The sequence below is a fragment of the Pseudomonas sp. MAFF 730105 genome, from assembly GCF_055380705.1.
Genome location: NZ_AP018438.1, coordinates 2509513 through 2529678 on the forward strand (window position 1 = coordinate 2509513; position 20166 = coordinate 2529678).

Below are 20166 nucleotides of genomic sequence, written 5' to 3' on the forward strand. Positions count from 1 at the left end.
GGCCCGCGAGTTATGCGGGATGTGCCGCCGCCAGCAGCTCTCGGGTATAGGGGTGGCGTGGCGACTCGAACAGCTCATGGCTCGCCCCTTGCTCGACCACTTTACCGTCCTTGATCACGATCATGTCGTGGGCCAGGGCGCGCACCACCGCCAGGTCATGGCTGATGAACAGGTAGGTCAGGCCGTGCTTTTCCTGGAGCTGGCGGAGCAGGGCGACCACTTGTTTCTGCACGGTGCGATCCAGCGCCGACGTGGGCTCGTCCAGCAGGATCAGGGCCGGTTTCAGCACCAGGGCCCGGGCAATGGCGATGCGCTGGCGTTGGCCGCCGGAAAATTCGTGGGGGTAGCGATGGCGACTCTGCGGGTCGAGACCGACTTCCTTGAGGGCCTGGGTCACCCGGGCTTCACACTCCTGGGCGCTGGACGGACTGTGGACCTCAAGGCCTTCACTGATGATCTGCTGCACCGACATCCGTGGGCTGAGGCTGCCGAACGGGTCCTGGAACACCACCTGCATCTGCTTGCGCCACGGCCGCAATGCTTTCTGTGACAGCGCGTCGAGGGCTTCACCCTGGAAGCGAATGCTGCCTTCGGATTCGATCAGCCGCAGGATCGCCTGGCCGAGTGTGGACTTGCCGGAGCCGGATTCGCCGACGATGCCCAGGGTCTTGCCGCGCTGGATGTTCAGGCTGATGCCGTCGACGGCGCGCAGGTATTCCTTGCGCCGGAACAACCCACCGCCCAGGGCGAAACTGACCCGCAGGTCCTGGACCTGCAGCACGTCTTCGCGCTCGTCCCGGGGCAGGGCTTCACCCTCCGGTTCGGCGTGCAGCAGTTCACAGCTGTAGGGGTGCTTCGGCGCGCTGAACAGGGTTTCGCAGGGCGCCTGCTCGACGATTTCCCCGGCCTTCATCACGCACACCCGCTGGGCGATGCTGCGCACCAGGTTCAGGTCGTGGCTGATCAGCAACAGGGACATGCCCAGCCGTTGCTGGAGGGATTTGAGCAACAACAGGATCTTGCGTTGTACGGTGACGTCCAGCGCGGTGGTCGGTTCGTCGGCGATCAACAGCTCTGGTTCGCAGGCCAGGGCCATGGCAATCATCACCCGTTGACGCTGGCCGCCGGAGAGCTGATGCGGGTAGGCCTTGAGCCGTTCGACGGGCTTCTGGATGCCGACCAGGGCCAGCAGCTCCAGGATGCGCTGACGTGCCGCTTTGCCGCCCAGGCCCTTGTGCAGCATCAGGGTTTCACCGATCTGCTTTTCGACGCTGTGCAGCGGGTTCAGGGAGGTCATCGGTTCCTGGAAGATCATCGCGATGCGATTGCCGCGCAGCTCTCGCAGGGTCTTGGCCTGGGCGCCGACCAGTTCCTGGCCGCGATAGCGAATGCTGCCGGTGGTACGGCTCTCGGTTGGTGGCAGCAGTTGCAGGATCGAATGGGCCGTCACCGATTTGCCGGAGCCCGATTCGCCCACCAGGGCCAGGCACTCGCCGGGACGGATGTCCAGGCACAGGTTGCGCACGACGGCGTGGTCGTTGAAGGCCACGCTCAAGTCGCGGATTTCGATCAGGTTGTCACGCACGTCCGGATCAGGACCTGGGATCGAATGCATCACGCAATGCCTCGCCAATGAACACCAACAGGGAAAGAATCAGGGCCAGGGTGAAGAATGCCGTCAGCCCCAGCCAGGGTGCTTGCAGGTTCTGTTTGCCCTGGGCAATCAGCTCGCCCAGGGACGCGCTGCCGGCCGGCATGCCGAAGCCGAGGAAGTCCAGGGCGGTGAGGGTGGAGATCGCCCCGGTGAGGATGAACGGCAGATAACTCAGGGTCGCGTTCATCGCGTTGGGCAGGATGTGCCGCACGATCACCTTGCGGTCGGTCAGGCCCAGGGCCCTGGCGGCCTTGACGTATTCGAGGTTGCGCCCGCGCAGGAACTCGGCGCGGACCACGTCCACCAGGGCCAGCCAGGAGAACAACGCCATGATCCCCAGCAGCCACCAGAAATTCGGTTCGACGAAACCGGAGAGGATGATCAGCAGATAGAGCACCGGCAGCCCCGACCAGACTTCCAGCAGGCGTTGCCCCAACAGGTCCACCCAGCCGCCGTAATAACCCTGCAACGCGCCGGCGGCGATACCGATCAGCGCGCTGATGGTCGTCAGCGCCAGGGCGAACAGGATCGACACCCGGGCACCGAAGATCACCCGGGCCAGCACGTCCCGGGACTGGTCGTCGGTGCCCAGCCAGTTCACCGAGGTAGGCGGGCTCGGGGCCGGTTGATTGAGGTCGTAGTTGGGGGTGTCGTCGCTGAACGGGATCGGCGGGAACAGCAGCCAGCCGCCGTCCTTGTGGATCAGGTTCTGCACGTAGCTGCTGCGGTAGTCGGCCTGGAACGGTAGCTGGCCGCCAAATTCCTGTTCGGTGTAGCGCTTGAACACCGGGAAATACAGCGAGTCCTGATAGCTCACCACCAGCGGCTTGTCATTGGCGATCAGCTCGCCGCCCAGGGTCAGGATGAACAGGCCGATGAACAACCACAGCGACCACCAGCCGCGGCGGTTCTTCTTGAAACGCTCGAAACGTCGTCGGCCCAAGGGCGAGAATCTGAACATCAGGCGTTCCTCGCGGCGAAGTCGATGCGCGGGTCCACCAGGGTGTAGCAAAGGTCGCCGATGAGTTTGATCAGCAGGCCGAACAGCGTGAAGATGAACAGCGAGCCGAACACCACCGGATAGTCCCGGGACACGGCTGCCTCGTAGCTCATGCGGCCCAGGCCATCGAGGGAAAAGATCACCTCGATCAGCAGCGATCCGGCGAAGAACACGCTGATGAACGCCTGGGGAATTCCCGACACCACCAACAGCATGGCGTTGCGGAACACGTGCCCGTATAGCACCCGACGTTCGCTCATGCCCTTGGCCCGCGCCGTGACCACGTATTGGCGGGTGATTTCATTGAGGAACGAGTTCTTCGTCAGGATGGTCAGGGTGGCGAAACCGCCGATCACCAGCGACGTGACGGGCAGCACCAGGTGCCAGAAGTAATCGGTGATCTTGCCCAGGGTCGACAGCGATTCGAAGTTATCCGATACCAGCCCGCGCACCGGAAACCAGTTCAGCGACGTCCCGCCCGCGAACACCACGATCAGGAACATTGCGAAAAGGAACGCCGGCATGGCGTAGCCGATGATGATCGCCGTGCTGCTCCAGACATCGAAGGCCGAGCCATGATGCACCGCCTTGCGGATGCCCAGCGGGATCGACACCAGGTAGGTGATCAGCGTGGCCCACAGCCCCAGGGAAATGGTCACCGGCATCTTTTCCAGGATCAGGTCAGTGACCGTGGCGCCCCGGAAGAAACTCTTGCCGAAGTCCAGGCGGGCGTAGCTGCTGAGCATCAGCCACAGGCGTTCATGGGCCGGCTTGTCGAAGCCGTATTGTTTCTCGATGTCCTTGATCAGTTGCGGGTCCAGGCCGCGGCTGGCCCGGGAGCTGCCGGTCATGGCATTGCCCGAGCTGCCGACGGTGGCGCCGCCGATGCCTTGCAGGTGGGCGATGGCCTGTTCCACCGGGCCACCCGGTGCCGCCTGGACGATGACGAAATTCACCAGCAGGATGATCACCAGGGTCGGGATGATCAGCAACAGGCGACGCGCGATATAGGCCCACATCAGTGACGCCCTCCGGAGGTGCCACGCCTGATTCGTTCGGCGGTCATCTGTTCATTGGTCAAGGGCGTGGTGCTGACTTCCCACCAGCTCTCGATGGCTTCGTCATTGGCGGCCTGCACCTTCGGCATGCCGAAGCGGTTCCACCACACGGTCGAACTGCCCGGTGGGTAGTAGTTGGGAATCCAGTAGTAGTTCCATTGCAGCACCCGGTCCAGGGCGTGGGCATGACGGAGCATGTCGTCCTGGGTGGTGGCCTTGACCAGCCCATCGATCAGGGTATCGACGGCGGGATTCTGCAGGGCCATGTAGTTGTTGGCGCCCGGGTCGTTGGCCGCCGCCGAACCGAAGTAATTGTAGAGCTCGGTGCCGGGCGAGGTGCTGACCGGGTAGCCGGTGACGATCATGTCGTAGTCACGGCTCATCAGGCGGTTGACGTATTGGGACGGGTCGATGCGACGGATGCTCATGTCGATGCCGATCTGCGCCAGGGTGCGTTTGTAGGGCAGCAGCAGGCGGTCCATGCCGTTCTGGCTGTTGAGGAAGGTGAAGCTCAGCGGCTCGCCCTCGGCATTGACCAGGCGATCGCCGTCGGGTTTCCAGCCGGCCTGTTCCAGCAGCGCCAGGGCTTGCAATTGCTTGTCGCGAATCACGCCGCTGCCGTCGGTCTTCGGGGCCTGGAATACCTGGGTGAAGACCTCGTCGGGGACTTTTCCGCGCAACGGTTCAAGGATCGCCAGCTCGCTCGCATCGGGCAATTGTCGGGCGGCCAGGTCGGTGTTGGAGAAGAAGCTCTGCTGGCGCACGTAGAGGTTGCGCATCATCTGCCGGTTGCTCCATTCGAAATCCCAGAGCATCGCCAGGGCCTGGCGTACGCGACGATCCTGGAACTGCGGCTTTTGCAGGTTGAACACGAAGCCCTGGGCCGTTTGCGGGGCTTCGGTGGCCAGGTGGGCTTTTTGCAGGCGCCCGTCGCGCAGTGCCGGGCTGTCGTAGCCAATGGAAAAGCCCGTGGCGGAGAATTCGCGGTTGTAGTCGTAGGCGCCACCGCGCAGCACCTGGCGCGCCACGTCGGTGTCGCCGAAATACTCGATGCTGAAATGATCGAAGTTGTAAAGCCCGCGGCTGACCGGCAGGTCCTTGCCCCACCAGTCGGCATTGCGTTCGAAGGTGATGCTGCGCCCAGAGTCAACCTTGCCGACCCGGTACGGCCCGCTGCCCAGCGGCGCTTCATAGCCACCTCCGCTGGCAAAGTCGCGAGTTTTCCACCAATGCTCGGGAAACACCGGCAGGGTGGCGATGTCCAGGGGCAAGGTGCGGTTTTCGTTGTTCTTGAAATCGAAGCGAACGGTGCGCTCGCCTTCGACTTCGACGCCTTTGACGGCCGCGAACTGGGTGCGATAGCGCAGGCTGCCCTGGGTCATCAGCAGCTCGAAGCTGTAGCGCACGTCTTCGGCGGTGATGGGCTTGCCGTCGGCGAAGCGGGCCTTGGGGTTCAGGTAAAAGCGCAGGGACAGGCCGTCGTCCGCGCGTTCCATGCTTTGGGCAACCAGGCCGTAGACTGTGTAGGGCTCATCCAGGGAGCGTTGGGCCAGGGGTGAATACAGCATGCCGTCGATCTGGCTGACCCCGATGCCTTTGTCGATGTAGGGCAGCACGTGGTCGAACTGGCCGATCTCGATGGCCGAACGGCGCAGGGTGCCACCTTTGGGGGCCTGGGGATTGGCATAGGCGAAATGGCTGAAGCCTTCGGGGTATTTGGCCGGTTCGCCATAGACGGTCAGGGCATGTTGCGGTGCGGCAGACACGCCGGCGGCGCCTGTCAGCAGGAGCGCGGCAGTCAAGAACAGTGAGGAAAACGCCAGTCGCATTGTCAGCCTTAAAGCCGGGTGATCGATGACCACGATTTGTACGCGAGCGGCGCGTTGATCGCCAGCCCGGTGGTCAAGGAGTGGTGGCGAGGAGCTAAGGTGGCGGGGGAGCAAGCCCCCTCGCCACCGTCACCCTCAGTCCTGGCGGCTGGTCACTTCCAGCAGGTGATAACCGAACTGGGTCTTGACCGGGCCCTGCACCACGTTGATCGGCGCGCTGAACACGACGGTGTCGAACTCCTTGACCATCTGGCCTGGGCCGAACGAACCCAGGTCGCCGCCCTGACGGCTGGACGGGCATGACGAGTTGGCCTTCGCGACTTCAGCGAAATCGGCACCGGCTTCGATCTGGGCCTTGAGTTCGTTGCACTTGTCTTCGCTGGAAACCAGGATGTGGCGGGCAGTGGCTTTGGCCATGGGACATTCCTTTCAATGGATTTAAAGGGTGTGAGCCTACCGGAATCGTTGAAGGGTTGTTGTCAAAAATGCGTCAGAACCTTGAACCCGCCGATCACAGGCCCGCTTTGCGCAGGCGTTCGGCGTGCCGCACGTAGAGTTCCAGCGGGGTTGTCCCCTTGTGCGCGCACCCGGACGGTTGATCGATGGCCTGCATATGATCCATCGGATAGTCGGAGCGGATGACCTTGCCCAGGTGCGAGCTGAAGCGACCCACCAGGCCGTCGTTCTGCCCGGCTTCGGTGATGAAGTATTCGGAAAAGGCCCGGCAGAATACCTGAAAGGGGTGCGTTGTCCGCAGGGCATCGCCGGGTGTGTCCTGCAGCGTGCCGCTCCAGGAGTAGTAGCGCACGCCGTTGACCAGCTCCGGCCCCTTGCTTCCCCAGCTCCTGGGCAAGCCTTGCGGGTATTTGTCGTTGAACGCGCCTACGCCTTCGGTGGTCAGGGCCGCCAGTGCGGCGATGGCGTTGTGGGGGAGGTGTGCCTGGCCGCTCAGCAATGAAATGAAGTCGACGAACAACGTGGCGACTCTACCGGCGACATGCTCCGGCAGGCGCCCGGGCGTGAGGGCCTTGCGCAGGAAGTCGGCCAGTTCGGAGCCGTGGTTGGGGCCGCTGACCGACGTCACCGAGGCGACCTTCGTGGGTGCCAGTGCGGCGGCGTAACGGGACGCCAATGCACCTTGGCCATGCCCGATCAGGTTCACCCGGGTGGCCCCGGTACCGCTCAGGACCCGATCAATCTGGGCCAGTAACTCTTCACCGCGAGCCTCGTTGGTGTAGGTGGCCGACAGGTAGGGAATGAATACCCGGGCGCCGGCGGTGCGCAGTGCCTGCTTGATGCCTTGGAACAGTTCGGAGCCAGCGACCCTGTCAAACCCGAACAAACCATGTACCAACAGGATAGGAAATTGAGTGGTTGCATTCCGTTGCATGTTCGTACCTTTTTCGAAGAGGTTCATGTTGAATTTGCGACACCACTGTAATGCAGGCTTCTGCGCCGAGGTGTAGGAAGAAACCGCTATGGCCGACCGAAAACGGACTAGAGAAGGCAGGAGGAATCAGAAAAGTGGCCGAATGATGTGTTTGGTTTCGGGATGCGTCTGATAGACCCTGTTGCATGCAGCTACAGTCTCAAGTGCAAGGGACCACCCGCGCTGTCGTCTTGTCTGACTGCGGGTTTGCGAGGAGCAGGTTCTAATGGCTCTATCGGGCGCCGTTAAAGGGAGATGGCGTCCTCATCCAAGGACTGGAATCCATACATGACCACTGACCCATTTGGCCGGCGAGCCCGGCTTAGCGCTCGGACGAAATTCCGGGCCCCCATCCTGGCGGCGGCAAAAGGCGGGGTGATCAACCCGGCCTGGAGCAAGGTCGCTATCACCCTCAAACCCTATCCGTTGATGACGTGCGGCGATGAGGTCCTGCTGTTCTGGTACGGGCTCAATTCGGACGGCGAGCCGTACCGGCATGAAATACGCAGGTCCATCACGGAGCGACAGGTCGACCGGGACGTCACGTTCGTCGTGCGCGAACCCCACATTGCCGAACTGGACGGCGGCTCGCTGGAGATCTTTTATCAAGTCACCGGTAAACGACTTCCGGCGCCCATGCATTCGGAGGCCCTGCAACTGGTGATCGGTGACGTAGCGCCGCAACTGTTGCCGGCCATTGCCACCGATGCGGTGGGCGGCAGTCTCGATCCGAAGCGTGTCCCCGAGGGCACCTGCGTGACCATTCGGCCCTATTCAAGAATGGCTGTCGGGGACCGGCTGATCCTGATCGGCAGCAGGGACTCCAGGGCACTCTGGCGTGACGTGCTGGACATCGAAGCCCATGCCGTCGGTCGCGAGGTCTCGTTCTGGATAGATCATGCGCTGATCGCCCCGCATCTGGGGCATCACCTGGACCTTTCCTACGTCGTCAGGCGCGGGCATTCCGTGCGCCGTGCCGAGTCCTTGTCGCTGCATATCGGCCCCCTGGTCCGCCCGCCGCTGAAGGCGCCTCGGATCCTGGGGCTGAAGGAAGAAGGACTGGATGTCGATGAACAGGAGAAAGGGGTGAGCGTGATCATCGAGACCGCCGGCTTCGAGATTGGCGAGTTGGTCTGGCTGCAATGCGATGGCAGCTACGCCTATGTCGAGGAGCGTGAAATCGTCCCGGCCAACGTCGGTCAGCCGATGACCTTCGTGGTCCCGGCGGACTATTGGCAGAGTCAACGAGGCAGATCGGTGCGCGTTCGCTATCAGGTCGAGCGCCTGGACGATGTGAGCCAGCCTTTCGCCGGGGTCGAGGTGCATGTGCGCTCCAGGAGCGCCCTCCCGAAGGAGGGCACGCACGAAGCTCAGTTGGCCGATAGCAACTGACGATGGGCCTGGCGCAGCAGTTGCTCGGTGGATGCCCAGCCCAGGCACCCGTCGGTCACCGATACGCCGTAGCGCATTGACGGGCTGATGGGCTGGCAGCCTTCGAACAGGTGGCTCTCGATCATCATGCCGATCAACGCGCGGTTCCCTTGCAGCCGCTGCGCCAGCACGTCATTGAATACCTCTGGCTGGCGCGAGGGATCCTTGCCGCTGTTGGCGTGACTGCAATCCACCATGATCCGGGCCGGTATTTTCAGACGGCTCAGGTCGCTGTGTATCTGCGCGACGCTCTGGCGGTCGTAGTTCGGGCCGCGGTGTCCACCCCGCAGCACCAGGTGAGTGTCGGGGTTGCCCTGGGTCTGGATGATTGCAGGATGCCCCTGGCTGTCGACGCCGAAATGCCGGTGGGGATGGGCGGCGGAGCGCATGGCGTCGCAGGCGATCCCAACGCCGCCGTCGGTGCCGTTCTTGAAGCCGACCGGCATGCCCAGGCCGCTGGCCATTTCCCGGTGGATCTGCGATTCGGTAGTGCGCGCGCCGATGGCGACCCAGCTTAGCAGGTCGTCGAAGTAGTTGGCGGCCATGGGTTGCAGCAGTTCGGTGGCGACGGGCAGGCCGAGCTGGAGCATTTCACGCATCAGTTCCCGGGACAGGGTCAGGCCGGCGGCCATGTCATCGCTGCCATCCAGGTCGGGATCGTAGGCCAGGCCTTTCCAACCCACGGTCGTGCGGGGCTTTTCCACGTAGGCGCGCATCACCAGCAGCATGCTGTCACTCACTTCGTGGGCCAGGCGAACCAGGTTGGCGGCATATTCGAGGGCGGATTTCGGATCGTGGAGGGAGCAGGGGCCCACGATGACCAGCAGGCGAGCGTCCTCACCGTCGAGGATTGCGCGGATGGCCTGGCGATGGGCGTCGACTTGTTGGCTCAACGCGTGGCTGAGCGGCAATTGGTGCTTGAGCTGCAACGAGCTGGGCAGACGCAGGGTCAGGGCTTCATTGGCAGGGGTGAGCGTGGACAGCGGCAAAGCGGAGACGGACGAATTCATGATCTGGCTTCCTGGGCGGGCAGCGGGTTCTTCCCGCGCCGGCCCTAGTGGGGTGTTCGACAGTTGGCCGTACTGGCCTCAAGTGTTTGCATGCCACCGATAGGTGACCGATCGGAGGCGGCAGGCTGTCCCGAGCGGAGGCTGGTAAATCGCCAGGCGCAAAAGTCGTAACGGTAATAAGTGGCGTAGTTCATGGCTCGATCCTCAAAGTTGTTGGTGTTGCAAACGTACAGGGCTGAAAAAACAAAACCCCCGGTCGGGAGGCCGACCGGGGGTTTATGAACTCTGGAAGGCGACCCGTTTAAAGTGGGCGCCGGTTGGGTATCAGGCGCGCCAGTGGCTAAACCAATACCCAAAATAAAAGTTGGCCGGAGCAGCAACACCGTTCGCCCGGACAGCCGCAACCGAGCGCGGAGCGCTGACGGGTTGAAGCGGTGAGAGGGCGTTGAACATGGTCTGTCTCCGATGAATGGTTCTGAGCTTACTCGACCCCGGGGCGCCGGTTCAATAAGAATGTTCTATAGCTCTGATGCACTGTTTGTAATGGGTTGAGTCTGACGGACTTTATGACACACTTTCTGTAGACCCACATCCATGATTGAAATATGACTCCTTCAACTTTCGCCGCTGCCCAGTCGATTTCCATCGCTGGGGATGTCCGTGCCAATCTCATCCGCCACCAGCGTTTCATGCGGGTTGCCGCTGAACAGAGCGTTCAGCTATTGGTATTCCCCGAGCTGTCTTTGACGGGGTATGAGCGGGACCTGGCGGCGGAGCTGGCTATTCTGCCCGACGACAGCATGTTGCAGCCGCTGCGTGAGCTGGCGCGAGAGTTGGGTCTGACCACAGTGGTCGGTATGCCCATTCGTCTGGCAACAAGCGCGCCGGTTCTGATCGGTGCTTTGGTATTCGGTGCTGATGGATCCCTCGGGGTCTACAGCAAGCAACATCTGCACCCCGGAGAAGAAAGTGTCTTCTCTCCGGGGCATGGCGGTTCGATGCTGGAAATAGGGAGCGACCACATCGCGTTAGCGGTATGCGCGGACTTTTCCCATGCTTCCCACGCCGCCTCGGCAGCGGGGCGAGGCGCTACGCTCTATGCGGCAGGGGTGCTGATCAGTGAGGGTGGCTACGTAGCGGATACGACATTGTTGCAAGGTTATGCCAGGCAACACGCCATGGCGATTCTGATGGCCAATCATGGTGGCGTTACGGGAGGCTGGGTGTCGGCTGGTAATAGCGCGGTCTGGAGGCCCGACGGCTCGCTGATTGCTATGGCGCCGGGTAGGGGCGATGTGTTGGTCATCGCTCGTCACGACGTCACTGGTTGGGCCGGACAGGTCTTACCGTTGACAGCACTTTGACGAGGTACCCATGAGTTTCCAGTGGCGTGCGGCCACGACCGCAGATATCGATTTCGCCCGGCAACTGACCTGCACCAATATGCTGCCGTATTACCTGCGCCATGATTTGCTCTGGCAGGACGAGGCGTTCGACCTGGCGTGGATCATTCGTCAGAACTGGGTCATCTGTGGCGGGGAGCAGGTACTGGGTTTTGTCAGCCTCAGTCGGGATGCCCGGGCGTTGTACATCCGGGAGTTACAGATCGATCAGGCGTTCCGCGGGCAGGGCGCCGGTACCTGGGCGATCGGACAGGCATGGGGCATGGTCGCGTCGGAGCGGCGGCCGGCGTTGCGTCTGACGGTGTTCAAGGACAACCCGGCCAGGAAGCTCTACGAGCGCATGGGGTTATACGTCGCGGGCGAGGATGAATGTTTCCTGAGGATGCAGCGAGACGCCGATGCCTGAGGCCTTGGATAGCGCATCCGGGAAGATTCGCTGTAACTTTTTAATGCCTCTTGGCGCTAGGTCTGTCGGAAGCTTTTTGCTAAGGTGTGAGGCAGTCCATATAAGACCAAATGGTGAGGTGTCTGCTTGATTAGGGTGTTAGTGGTCGATGACCATGATCTCGTTCGTACGGGCATTACACGAATGCTGGCTGACATCGACGGTCTGCAGGTGGTTGGTCAGGCCGAATCCGGGGAAGAATCCCTGATCAAGGCACGTGAATTGAAACCCGACGTGGTACTCATGGACGTGAAGATGCCTGGCATCGGCGGTCTTGAGGCCACGCGCAAACTGCTGCGCAGTCACCCGGATATCAAGGTGGTCGCGGTGACCGTCTGTGAGGAAGACCCGTTCCCGACCCGGTTGTTGCAGGCGGGGGCGGCGGGTTACCTCACCAAGGGTGCCGGTTTGAACGAAATGGTCCAGGCCATCCGCCTGGTGTTCGCCGGGCAGCGCTACATCAGCCCGCAGATCGCCCAGCAGTTGGCGATCAAATCATTCCAGCCGACCAACGAATCGCCCTTCGACGCGTTGTCGGAGCGGGAAATCCAGATTGCCCTGATGATCGTCGGTTGCCAGAAAGTCCAGATCATCTCCGATAAACTGTGCCTGTCTCCGAAAACCGTCAACACCTACCGTTACCGTATCTTCGAGAAGCTTTCGATCAGCAGTGATGTCGAGTTGACACTGCTGGCAGTGCGTCACGGCATGGTCGATGCCAGCGCCTGATAATGACCGAACCGTTTGATCCCAGTGCTTTCCTGTCCACATGCAGTGGCCGCCCCGGCGTGTACCGCATGTTCGACGGGGACGCGCGCCTGCTGTACGTGGGCAAGGCCAAGAATCTCAAGAAGCGCCTGGCCAGCTACTTTCGCAAGACCGGCCTGGCCCCCAAGACCGCCGCGTTGGTGGGGCGCATCGCGCAGATCGAAACCACCATCACCGCCAACGAAACCGAAGCGCTGCTGCTTGAACAGACGCTGATCAAGGAATGGCGGCCGCCGTACAACATCCTGCTGCGGGACGATAAATCCTACCCCTACGTGTTCCTGTCCGACGGGGCGTTCCCGCGCCTGAGCATCCACCGTGGCGCGAAAAAGGCCAAGGGCCGCTATTTCGGTCCTTACCCCAGCGCCGGTGCGATCCGTGAAAGCCTGAGCCTGTTGCAGAAGACTTTCTTCGTGCGCCAGTGCGAAGACAGCTATTACAAGAACCGCACCCGGCCCTGCCTGCAATACCAGATCAAGCGCTGCAAGGCGCCTTGCGTGGGCTTTGTCGAGCCTGAGGTCTATGCCGAGGACGTGCGCCACTCGGTGATGTTCCTGGAAGGTCGCAGCAATGCGCTGACCGATGAGTTGTCGAGCGCGATGGAAGAGGCGGCGATCAACCTCGAATTTGAAAAAGCCGCCGAGTTGCGGGACCAGATCGGTCTGCTGCGCCGCGTGCAGGACCAGCAGAGCATGGAAGGCGGCAGTGGCGATGTCGATGTGATCGCGGCCTTCATCAACCCGGGCGGCGCCTGCGTGCATCTGATCAGCGTGCGGGGCGGCCGCGTGCTCGGCAGCAAGAACTTCTTCCCCCAGGTGGGTATCGAGGAAGACGTGGCCGAGGTCATGTCGGCGTTTCTCGGCCAGTACTACGTCAGCAGTCCGGAACGCGACCTGCCGAGCGAATTGATCGTCAACGTGGTCCACGAGGACTTTCCGACCCTGATTGAAGCCATCCATACGCTTCGCGGTCGCGAGCTGACCATCAGCCACCGCGTGCGCGGCACCCGGGCGCGCTGGCAACAACTGGCGGTCACCAATGCCGAGCAGGCCCTGGGTGCGCGCTTGGCTAACCGCCAGCATGTCGCGGCGCGGTTCGATGCCTTGGCCGACGTCCTCAATCTGGACGAGCCACCGCAGCGGCTGGAGTGCTACGACATCAGCCATTCCAGCGGCGAGGCTACCGTGGCGTCCTGCGTGGTGTTCGGCCCGGAAGGTCCGATCAAGTCCGATTACCGCCGCTATAACATCGAGGGTGTGACCGCCGGCGATGACTACGCGGCGATGCACCAGGCCCTGATGCGACGCTTCGGCAAGCTGAAGGACGGGGAGGGCAAACTCCCGGACATCCTGCTGGTGGACGGCGGTAAAGGCCAACTGTCCATGGCTCGCGATGTACTGAACGAGCTGATGGTTCCCGACCTGATCCTGCTCGGTGTGGCCAAGGGGGCTACGCGCAAGGCCGGTTTCGAAACCCTGTACCTGAACGATGCGGCCCATGAATTCACCCTGAAAGGGGACTCTCCGGCGTTGCACCTGATCCAGCAGATTCGCGACGAAGCCCACCGCTTCGCCATTACCGGCCACCGTGCCCGCCGTGGCAAGACTCGCCGCACCTCCACCCTGGAAGGCGTGGCAGGGGTCGGCCCGACCCGGCGACGGGACCTGTTGAAACATTTCGGTGGATTGCAGGAGCTGTCTCGTGCCAGCATCGAAGAGATCGCCAAAGCCCCTGGTATCAGTAAAAAGCTCGCAGAGTCGATTTATGCAAACCTGCATAGCGAGTAGAATGCCCGTCAACCTCGCAGCCAGTTGTGCCGATGAATATCCCAAATCTGCTTACCGTTCTACGCGTCCTGCTCATTCCGATCTTCATACTGTTGTTCTATTTGCCGTACCACTGGAGCTACATGGCCTCCGCTTCGGTCTTCGCCATCGCCGCCGCAACGGACTGGCTGGACGGTTACCTGGCCCGCCGTCTGGAGCAGAGCACACCGTTCGGCGCGTTCCTCGATCCGGTGGCCGACAAGCTGATGGTCGCCGTGGCCCTGGTGCTGCTGGTGCAGGAACACGGCAACCTCTGGCTGACCTTGCCGGCGGCAGTGATCATCGGTCGTGAGATCGTCGTCTCGGCACTCCGCGAGTGGATGGCCGAGCTGGGCGCCCGCGCCCAGGTCGCCGTGTCGAACCTCGGCAAATGGAAAACCGCCGCGCAGATGCTCGCCCTGGTCATCCTGCTGGCCAACCCCTCGGACTTCAGCTTCTGGGTGCTGCTGGGCTACGCACTGCTGCTGATTTCCGCCGGCCTGACACTGTGGTCGATGGTCCAGTACCTGCGCGCCGCCTGGCCGCATCTGCGGACGGATGTAGAGAAGAAATAAAACTTTTTTGAATCAAGGGGTTGACGGCGTAATCTGAATCTATAGAATGCGCCACACCAAGACGCGGGAATAGCTCAGTTGGTAGAGCACGACCTTGCCAAGGTCGGGGTCGCGAGTTCGAGTCTCGTTTCCCGCTCCAAATATTGCGCTACAGAGTTCCACTGAACTCTGTAAGTGATTGAAATCAGGGCCTTTAGGCCCTTTTTTCGTTCCAGCGGGAACCACTGAAATCCAGCACTATCCGGTGCGTTTAAGTCCAGAATTGAGTCCAGGATTCTGACGAGCGCTGAATCGGTTTAATGCTGGAGCAGATTGTGTAGCGAGATGAGCATCTGGCCCTGACTCTGTTCAGGAGCTCGCGATGGCACTCTCAGAAATGACAGTTCGGCATGCCCGAATCACCGGTAATGACTACACCCTCGGCGACAGTGATGGTCTCACGCTCAATGTGACGGCCAGAGGCGGAAAAGTCTGGCTCTTCCGTTATTACTGGGCGGGCAAGCAGAAGCGCATGTCCCTCGGTAGTTACCCCCAAATTGGGCTTAAAGAAGCCCGTACCCGTCGTGATGAAGCCCGTACCTTGGTTGCCCAGGGCATCAACCCCTATGAACATCGCAAACAACAGCGACTTGCTGTTCATGCTGCGAAGGAGCACACCTTCGAGGCCGTGTTCAATCAGTGGGTGGGCTTCCGCAGGCTGAGCCTGAAGGAAGGGCGTCAAAGCACGCTCTCGCAGATCTTGAGAATCTTCAATAAAGACGTCCTGCCCCTACTGGGTGGGCGGTCCATCTACGATATCAACCGTCACGATCTGCTGGATTTACTGAGCAGGATCGAACAGCGCAAGGCCTTAACGACAGCCGAGAAATGTCGGACCTGGTTCAACCAATTGTTCCGATATGCGTTGGTGAAGATCGAGGGGCTGGAACACAACCCAGCTTCGGACCTAGATGTGGTCGCACTTCCCAAACCTCCGGTTACGCACAATCCATTTCTCCGGATGGACGAGCTCCCGGCATTGATGGCTGCTCTTCGAAACTACGGCGGCGCCAACCAAACTCGGCTTGGCCTTCGGTTGTTGCTGCTGACCGGTGTCCGCACGGGCGAGCTGCGGTTGGCGACGCCCGACCAGTTCGATCTGGAGACGCGCTTGTGGGTCATACCGGCGGAAGTGGTAAAGCAGCTCCAGCTAGCGATGCGGAAGCCAGGTAAGCAGATCCAAAACGTACCGCCCTACATCGTGCCGCTGTCGGTGCAGGCGCTCGAGATCGTGCGTCACTTGCTGGATCAGGTTGTTCCCGCGCAGCGCTACTTGTTTGCGCATCGAAGCGACCTGAGCAAGCGCATCAGCGAGAACACGCTGAATGGCGCGTTGCGTCGGATGGGGTACGCCGATCAACTCACCGGTCATGGCATGAGGGCGACGATCTCGACGGCGTTGAACGAGATCGGGTATCCGAAGGTTTGGGTGGATGCTCAGCTTTCTCATGCTGATCCGGACAAGGTGAGCGCGGCCTACAATCACGCGGAATACGTTGAACAGCGCCGGACCATGATGCAGGACTGGGCGAATCGTCTGGACCTTTGGGGGCAGGGCCAGCTGAAAGCGGCAAGCTCTCCGCTTACCATCCGATTGGAGGGGGCTGCTTCGCTGCCGTCACTTGAAAACGTGAGCGCAAATTCCATTCAGTTCAACGGCAACTTTCCAGTGGCAACGGTCTCGGTGCCCAAGGCTTCGGTTAACGACGAGCCGGCTCTTGTCGTGTCGCATCAGTCGCCTGTCGTACCTCTTTCGGTGTCGACTGAAAAACCGCAAAAATCCCACGTGTCTGACATCCAGCGCGAACGTGCCGAGATGCTGGCCACCTATGAGGCTTCGAGTAATTTGCCGCTGCTGGTCTTCGCCAAATTGGCAGGCAAATCCCGAGATCAGATCAATCGCGACATCAAGGCTCGCCGTCTGCTGTCGCTGAGCCTGGGGAATCGCGGTCAGCGCATTCCCGATTGGCAGCTTGATCCGCTGCGGCACAAGTTGGTACTTGCTGCATTAGCGCGGTTTCCGGATGTCGATGCGTGGAGGCTTTATGGCGCCCTTTGTAAGCCTCATGAGCGAATAAAAGGTCGCGCGCCAATCGATGTGCTTACTACAGAGAATTTCGATGTGACCGCACAGATCGTTTGCAGTGCGCTGGGTTCAAGCTGAGGTGCTGTGTTTGGGCTGTGATAACGGATGTCGCTGCTTGCTTGGGTCCATCTAGCTCGGGCTGCCGTAGATGCGTGAATTTCACGCGTTGCCTGAGGTGCGGCGAAAATGTTCGGCAAGAGACTTCTATTGCGCAGGAAGACACCCTTTGGCAATATCTCGCTCCCGCCCGCTCTTGTCAGCTCTCCATCCCTCTCATTTGGGGGCTGCGTCTTGGGGATGGCGGGTAACCACCCGGCCTCGTGCCGGGTTTTTTTCGTTCAGCCTGCCGAGCGAATGTGATCCTCAATCCGCAATCCTGATTTCACTGGGGCCAGGTTTCCGTTTTTAACTCGATTGGAAGTCCCTTCCGGGGGCTCCTCTCCACCGCAACACGTGATGCGCGGGTAATCGCCCATCAACTGGTGGCCGGGCACGATTTTTTACGGTACTTTGTGCTGGCATGAGGCCATATTTGCAGCAGGACGCACCTCCACGGCTAGGGCCAATATCTCCTTGCCGGTACCGTTCCTGCGCATTCATTTCGTGACAGGAACGACCATGTCAGGCGGCGAAACCGAAAAAATTGCGAGGCTCGCGGAGCTCGTTTCCAGCGACATCTTCAACTTCTTCCGCTGGAAGAAAGAGGGGCCTGCCAACCTCAACTTCGCCTGTGTGAAGAAGGAAACACACGCGCCCTTGAAGAAGTCTGAGCACACCCACCCGACTGACGTGGTGTTCAAGTACGCAGATCCTTATCTGAACAAAGCCATCTACCTTCATACCGATTTGAAAAGCTACGCGGTTGGCTCCATCACGCTGGACTCGATCAAGAAGGCCCTCAAGTCCCTGGGCAAGACCATCGACTGTGCCCGTGCTTCGCTGGAATGGCAGACTCGCTACCATTTGGCCAAGCGTGAGAAGTATGAAATTCGTGGGATGCTATTCGTCTATAACCACGATGACGAATACGACAAGAATTTCTACGATCACTTCAAGGATTACAAAGGTGAGAATCTGCATATCAAAGATTCTCAGCAGGTTCATATCGTCGAACCTTCATTAATCAATTACCTGAAGACGCTGCAGCTCGATGTAAACACCCTCAGAGCAGAAGGGACATTCCCGAAGGAAAATTACACCTTCTATTACCCTGACCTCGTCTTGCACAAGGCTAGTGGTGAGTACTGGGATCGTGCGGCAACCGCAGAGCTCATCGCTTCGCCGTATATGATCATCCACCACAAAGAGGTGATGTCGTACTGCGAGAAAGCCAAAGACGTGACTGAAACGTATAGCGAAGGCTATCTGATCTATTATCGCCGCGATGGTAGCACCGAGATCGAGTTCAGGTACCTATTTGACGCGCTATCCAGGTTCCAGATCCTCAACGCCAACAAGGACTTGAAAATCCGAATCAGAGTTGCCAATCGCCACCATCACAGCAGCATCCTCAGCAACTTCAATGCTGCCATCAACAGCTATGTGACCGAGTGGGGCGAAGACGAAAACCGCAAACGGAAACTGCAGGCGATCGAACTGGAAATCGTGAATCACGCGATTCCGAACTATAAGCCCGAAGCGATCGGATGGGAGCGAGACTGACATGAGAATGGGTAGTTTGTACTTTGCATCCGACAAAGCGATCTACGATGCGCTAACGCAGCGAAGCCTGACGAGCGCTGAGCTCAGAAAAGTCTTCCTCTCCAGAGGGATCGTGATCTCCAACGAGTCGGACAAAAAATTCCTAGCCAATCGCTTCAGTGCCCTATTCCATGACTACTACGATTATCGGAATCTGTCGCTCTTGGTGGGTGGCCGTGACAGTCGTGAGAAAACCACCAACGTGGTCGTCACGACAGCGGTTACTAAAGACCAACTGACCGACGCTCTCACCTCCGTCAAGGAATGGCTGGTGGATGACCAGCACGAGCAGGCTGAGGTGGCCGTCCACGGTGATCAGCTCAAGCTCACCGTCAAATACCAGAAGCTCGATCTGAGTCAGGCAGAGTTCCGTCAGGTGGTTGAGAAGACGGCGGAGGTGATCCTCGAGAAGCAGGGCAGTGGCTGGAAGATCACTGGCCCCATGAACGACAAGTTCAAGGACATCACAGATCAGTTGTATTCCCAAATCGAGATCGTCACTGATCAGGACGTGGCGACCCGAACCATTTCCTTGGAGGCGGTCCCTGATGCGGGCATCAGGACGAACTTTCTTCGCAGCTTGATCCGCAATCTCAAGGACATGGAGGTGGTCGATGTGGTCGACGTCTCCACGTTCAACCCTAAAGACCAAGAAGATGATGATCTGGATCTTAGTGACGATGCGCTGGTGATCGAGGATTCGATTGAGGTTGAGTCAAAAGATGAGGGGGAGGAAGTGGGGGATGGCGACCCTGAAGCCGAACTGGCCAGGCCGCAGCCAGAAGCCAGGATTCACAAGATCATCCGCATCGACAAGGCGTCCCTGAAAGGTAAGGGAGTCCTGGAGTCGAAGCAGTTGCTTGAGCTTGAAGGCCACGGCTTCTATATGTGGAAGATTCGATGGAAAGCTCGTGAGAAGCTCGTTGGATCTGAGCTAGTCCTGTTTGAGGCTCAGTTTGGTAACCAGACCAAGTACTGCGATTTCTCCTACATCGTCAAAGGTGTCTATAACTACAACAACGGGAAATACGCTAAAAACCTGGTACGTGCCGAGCCGGTGTTCGAGCAGAAGCTTAAGATCCGCCTGGAGGAGGCGGCGCAGAACACCCTGAATGACATCGAAAGGAGTCTGACGACATGAAGTCAAAGCGGCTGAAACTCTGGGTTCTGACCGCTCGCATTGACTTTCAGACCCTTGTGCATGGACTTCGACAACAGCCGTTCAACGACCAGAATCGCGTTGGTGTCGAGGCTATCGAGATCCTGGATGGCAAGGCAACCTTTCGGTACCACGAGCAGCGGGAGATCACCCAGTCGTTCACGAACCCTCTGGGCGAAACCGTCGAATCGAGTTACTCGACGCTCATCAGCTTCGACATGGTTTTCGAAATGCTTGGGCCGGATCGGTATTCGATCTGCATGGGTTCGCCACCGAAGGATTTGAAGCCGTTCGTGGAGCTCATGCGAGCGGCAGCCGGGACGAACTTCGCACTGGAGATCGTGAAGCCGGACATCTCTTCGATTTATCAGCAACTCAAGGATGACAAGCGCTTCACAAGAGTTATGGCCAAGCGGATCGTTTCTGGAGCGGTGACATTCGACATCGAAAGCAGCTACCGGGTCGATATTGCATCGACGGGGAACGCGATGTCGAAGCTGTTGGAGATCACGGGTGGCCGCGCGGCACCGATCGACAAGATCAAAATCGTCTACACGTACGACTCAAGGCCTGTTCAGATTGAACTCTCGCGCTCAGGTTCGATTGCAGTGTCGTGGGATGATGAGGAGCACCTGCACCTGCTGACAGGCCTCTTGATCCGGTAAATGAGCAGAGACAACGAGAGGTGCAGCGGGATGTGCCAAGCCTGTCTCGGCTGTCTCGGCGCTTGGGGCGTTCAAAAAACTCAGCTCCACCCATCAGACCTTTGACTGC

17 protein-coding genes and 1 tRNA gene are annotated in these 20166 nt (G+C 60.0%); 11 read left to right on the plus strand and 7 right to left on the minus strand.

Translation table 11 applies throughout. From position 1 onward, the window contains the following. Positions 1-10: 10 nt before the first annotated feature. The 6 genes from PCOSP_RS11285 to PCOSP_RS11310 all read right to left on the minus strand — a co-directional run bounded on the left by PCOSP_RS11285 (position 11) and on the right by PCOSP_RS11310 (position 6931). The gene (locus tag PCOSP_RS11285) at positions 11-1585 is read right to left on the minus strand and encodes an ABC transporter ATP-binding protein (RefSeq protein ID WP_464711913.1); all 1575 of its coding nucleotides are present in this window, start codon (positions 1583-1585) and stop codon (positions 11-13) included. Between the two features lie 7 nt (positions 1586-1592). Next, a complete protein-coding gene (locus PCOSP_RS11290) occupies positions 1593-2615 on the minus strand; it encodes an ABC transporter permease (protein ID WP_464711189.1) in 1023 nt (340 codons plus the stop codon). Beyond that, complete coding sequence (locus PCOSP_RS11295) at positions 2615-3673, minus strand: microcin C ABC transporter permease YejB (RefSeq protein ID WP_139641996.1); 1059 nt, start codon at positions 3671-3673, stop codon at positions 2615-2617. The genes PCOSP_RS11290 and PCOSP_RS11295 overlap by 1 nt, the downstream gene beginning before the upstream one ends. After that, positions 3673-5541 carry an extracellular solute-binding protein gene (locus PCOSP_RS11300; RefSeq protein WP_464711191.1) on the minus strand — a complete coding sequence of 623 codons (1869 nt, stop codon included), beginning with the start codon at positions 5539-5541 and terminating at the stop codon, positions 3673-3675. The genes PCOSP_RS11295 and PCOSP_RS11300 overlap by 1 nt, the downstream gene beginning before the upstream one ends. A gap of 135 nt (positions 5542-5676) precedes the next feature. Beyond that, a complete protein-coding gene (locus tag PCOSP_RS11305; protein WP_016774509.1) occupies positions 5677-5958 on the minus strand; it encodes a peptidylprolyl isomerase in 282 nt (93 codons plus the stop codon). 94 nt (positions 5959-6052) lie between these two features. Beyond that, the gene (locus PCOSP_RS11310; RefSeq protein WP_464711193.1) at positions 6053-6931 is read right to left on the minus strand and encodes an esterase/lipase family protein; all 879 of its coding nucleotides are present in this window, start codon (positions 6929-6931) and stop codon (positions 6053-6055) included. A gap of 327 nt (positions 6932-7258) precedes the next feature. Between PCOSP_RS11310 and PCOSP_RS11315 the strand changes: the two genes are divergently transcribed. Next, positions 7259-8362, plus strand: coding sequence for a hypothetical protein (locus tag PCOSP_RS11315; RefSeq protein ID WP_464711195.1), 1104 nt, complete (start codon positions 7259-7261; stop codon positions 8360-8362). On the opposite strand, the gene PCOSP_RS11320 is transcribed toward PCOSP_RS11315, so the two are convergent. Continuing rightward, entirely contained in the window at positions 8341-9411 is a 1071-nt protein-coding gene (locus tag PCOSP_RS11320; RefSeq protein WP_464711197.1) for a 3-deoxy-7-phosphoheptulonate synthase, read from the minus strand. The two genes, PCOSP_RS11315 and PCOSP_RS11320, sit on opposite strands and share 22 nt — an antisense overlap. Before the next feature lie 605 nt (positions 9412-10016). On the opposite strand from PCOSP_RS11320, the gene PCOSP_RS11325 reads away from it, so the two are divergent. The 10 genes from PCOSP_RS11325 (at position 10017) to PCOSP_RS11370 (ending at position 20057) form a co-directional block, all read left to right on the plus strand. Next, a complete protein-coding gene (locus tag PCOSP_RS11325) occupies positions 10017-10775 on the plus strand; it encodes a carbon-nitrogen hydrolase family protein (protein WP_139642004.1) in 759 nt (252 codons plus the stop codon). A gap of 10 nt (positions 10776-10785) precedes the next feature. Next, complete coding sequence (locus PCOSP_RS11330) at positions 10786-11220, plus strand: GNAT family N-acetyltransferase (RefSeq protein WP_139642006.1); 435 nt, start codon at positions 10786-10788, stop codon at positions 11218-11220. A gap of 126 nt (positions 11221-11346) precedes the next feature. Next, positions 11347-11988 (plus strand): response regulator transcription factor GacA, encoded by a 642-nt coding sequence (gene gacA / locus PCOSP_RS11335; protein ID WP_024781217.1) that lies wholly within the window; start codon positions 11347-11349, stop codon positions 11986-11988. 2 nt (positions 11989-11990) lie between these two features. Beyond that, the gene (gene uvrC, locus PCOSP_RS11340; protein ID WP_464711199.1) at positions 11991-13814 is read left to right on the plus strand and encodes an excinuclease ABC subunit UvrC; all 1824 of its coding nucleotides are present in this window, start codon (positions 11991-11993) and stop codon (positions 13812-13814) included. Positions 13815-13846: 32 nt separating this feature from the next. Beyond that, positions 13847-14407: a CDP-diacylglycerol--glycerol-3-phosphate 3-phosphatidyltransferase gene (gene pgsA / locus PCOSP_RS11345; protein WP_139642010.1), complete on the plus strand. Its 561-nt coding sequence runs from the start codon at positions 13847-13849 to the stop codon at positions 14405-14407. 63 nt (positions 14408-14470) lie between these two features. Next, a tRNA-Gly gene (locus PCOSP_RS11350) sits at positions 14471-14546 on the plus strand. A 222-nt stretch (positions 14547-14768) separates the two neighbouring features. Next, positions 14769-16610 carry a tyrosine-type recombinase/integrase gene (locus PCOSP_RS11355; RefSeq protein WP_464711201.1) on the plus strand — a complete coding sequence of 614 codons (1842 nt, stop codon included), beginning with the start codon at positions 14769-14771 and terminating at the stop codon, positions 16608-16610. 495 nt (positions 16611-17105) lie between these two features. Further along, on the plus strand, positions 17106-18194 hold the full coding sequence (locus PCOSP_RS11360) for a PD-(D/E)XK nuclease domain-containing protein (RefSeq protein ID WP_274091002.1): 1089 nt from the start codon (positions 17106-17108) through the stop codon (positions 18192-18194). 7 nt (positions 18195-18201) lie between these two features. Next, positions 18202-19374, plus strand: coding sequence for a hypothetical protein (locus PCOSP_RS11365; RefSeq protein WP_464711203.1), 1173 nt, complete (start codon positions 18202-18204; stop codon positions 19372-19374). Continuing rightward, positions 19371-20057 (plus strand): hypothetical protein, encoded by a 687-nt coding sequence (locus tag PCOSP_RS11370; protein WP_305444023.1) that lies wholly within the window; start codon positions 19371-19373, stop codon positions 20055-20057. Before PCOSP_RS11365 ends, PCOSP_RS11370 begins: the two co-directional genes overlap by 4 nt. Positions 20058-20166: the final 109 nt, after the last annotated feature.

Coding starts and splice junctions, on each gene's coding strand:
- PCOSP_RS11300 (WP_464711191.1), bottom strand. CDS start 5,541: ATGCGACTGGCGTTTTCCTCACTGTTCTTGACTGCCGCGCTCCTGCTG.
- PCOSP_RS11370 (WP_305444023.1), top strand. CDS start 19,371: ATGAAGTCAAAGCGGCTGAAACTCTGGGTTCTGACCGCTCGCATTGAC.
- PCOSP_RS11330 (WP_139642006.1), top strand. CDS start 10,786: ATGAGTTTCCAGTGGCGTGCGGCCACGACCGCAGATATCGATTTCGCC.
- PCOSP_RS11320 (WP_464711197.1), bottom strand. CDS start 9,411: ATGAATTCGTCCGTCTCCGCTTTGCCGCTGTCCACGCTCACCCCTGCC.
- uvrC (WP_464711199.1), top strand. CDS start 11,991: ATGACCGAACCGTTTGATCCCAGTGCTTTCCTGTCCACATGCAGTGGC.
- pgsA (WP_139642010.1), top strand. CDS start 13,847: ATGAATATCCCAAATCTGCTTACCGTTCTACGCGTCCTGCTCATTCCG.
- PCOSP_RS11295 (WP_139641996.1), bottom strand. CDS start 3,673: ATGTGGGCCTATATCGCGCGTCGCCTGTTGCTGATCATCCCGACCCTG.
- PCOSP_RS11290 (WP_464711189.1), bottom strand. CDS start 2,615: ATGTTCAGATTCTCGCCCTTGGGCCGACGACGTTTCGAGCGTTTCAAG.
- PCOSP_RS11355 (WP_464711201.1), top strand. CDS start 14,769: ATGGCACTCTCAGAAATGACAGTTCGGCATGCCCGAATCACCGGTAAT.
- PCOSP_RS11310 (WP_464711193.1), bottom strand. CDS start 6,931: ATGCAACGGAATGCAACCACTCAATTTCCTATCCTGTTGGTACATGGT.
- PCOSP_RS11325 (WP_139642004.1), top strand. CDS start 10,017: ATGACTCCTTCAACTTTCGCCGCTGCCCAGTCGATTTCCATCGCTGGG.
- PCOSP_RS11365 (WP_464711203.1), top strand. CDS start 18,202: ATGGGTAGTTTGTACTTTGCATCCGACAAAGCGATCTACGATGCGCTA.
- PCOSP_RS11305 (WP_016774509.1), bottom strand. CDS start 5,958: ATGGCCAAAGCCACTGCCCGCCACATCCTGGTTTCCAGCGAAGACAAG.
- PCOSP_RS11315 (WP_464711195.1), top strand. CDS start 7,259: ATGACCACTGACCCATTTGGCCGGCGAGCCCGGCTTAGCGCTCGGACG.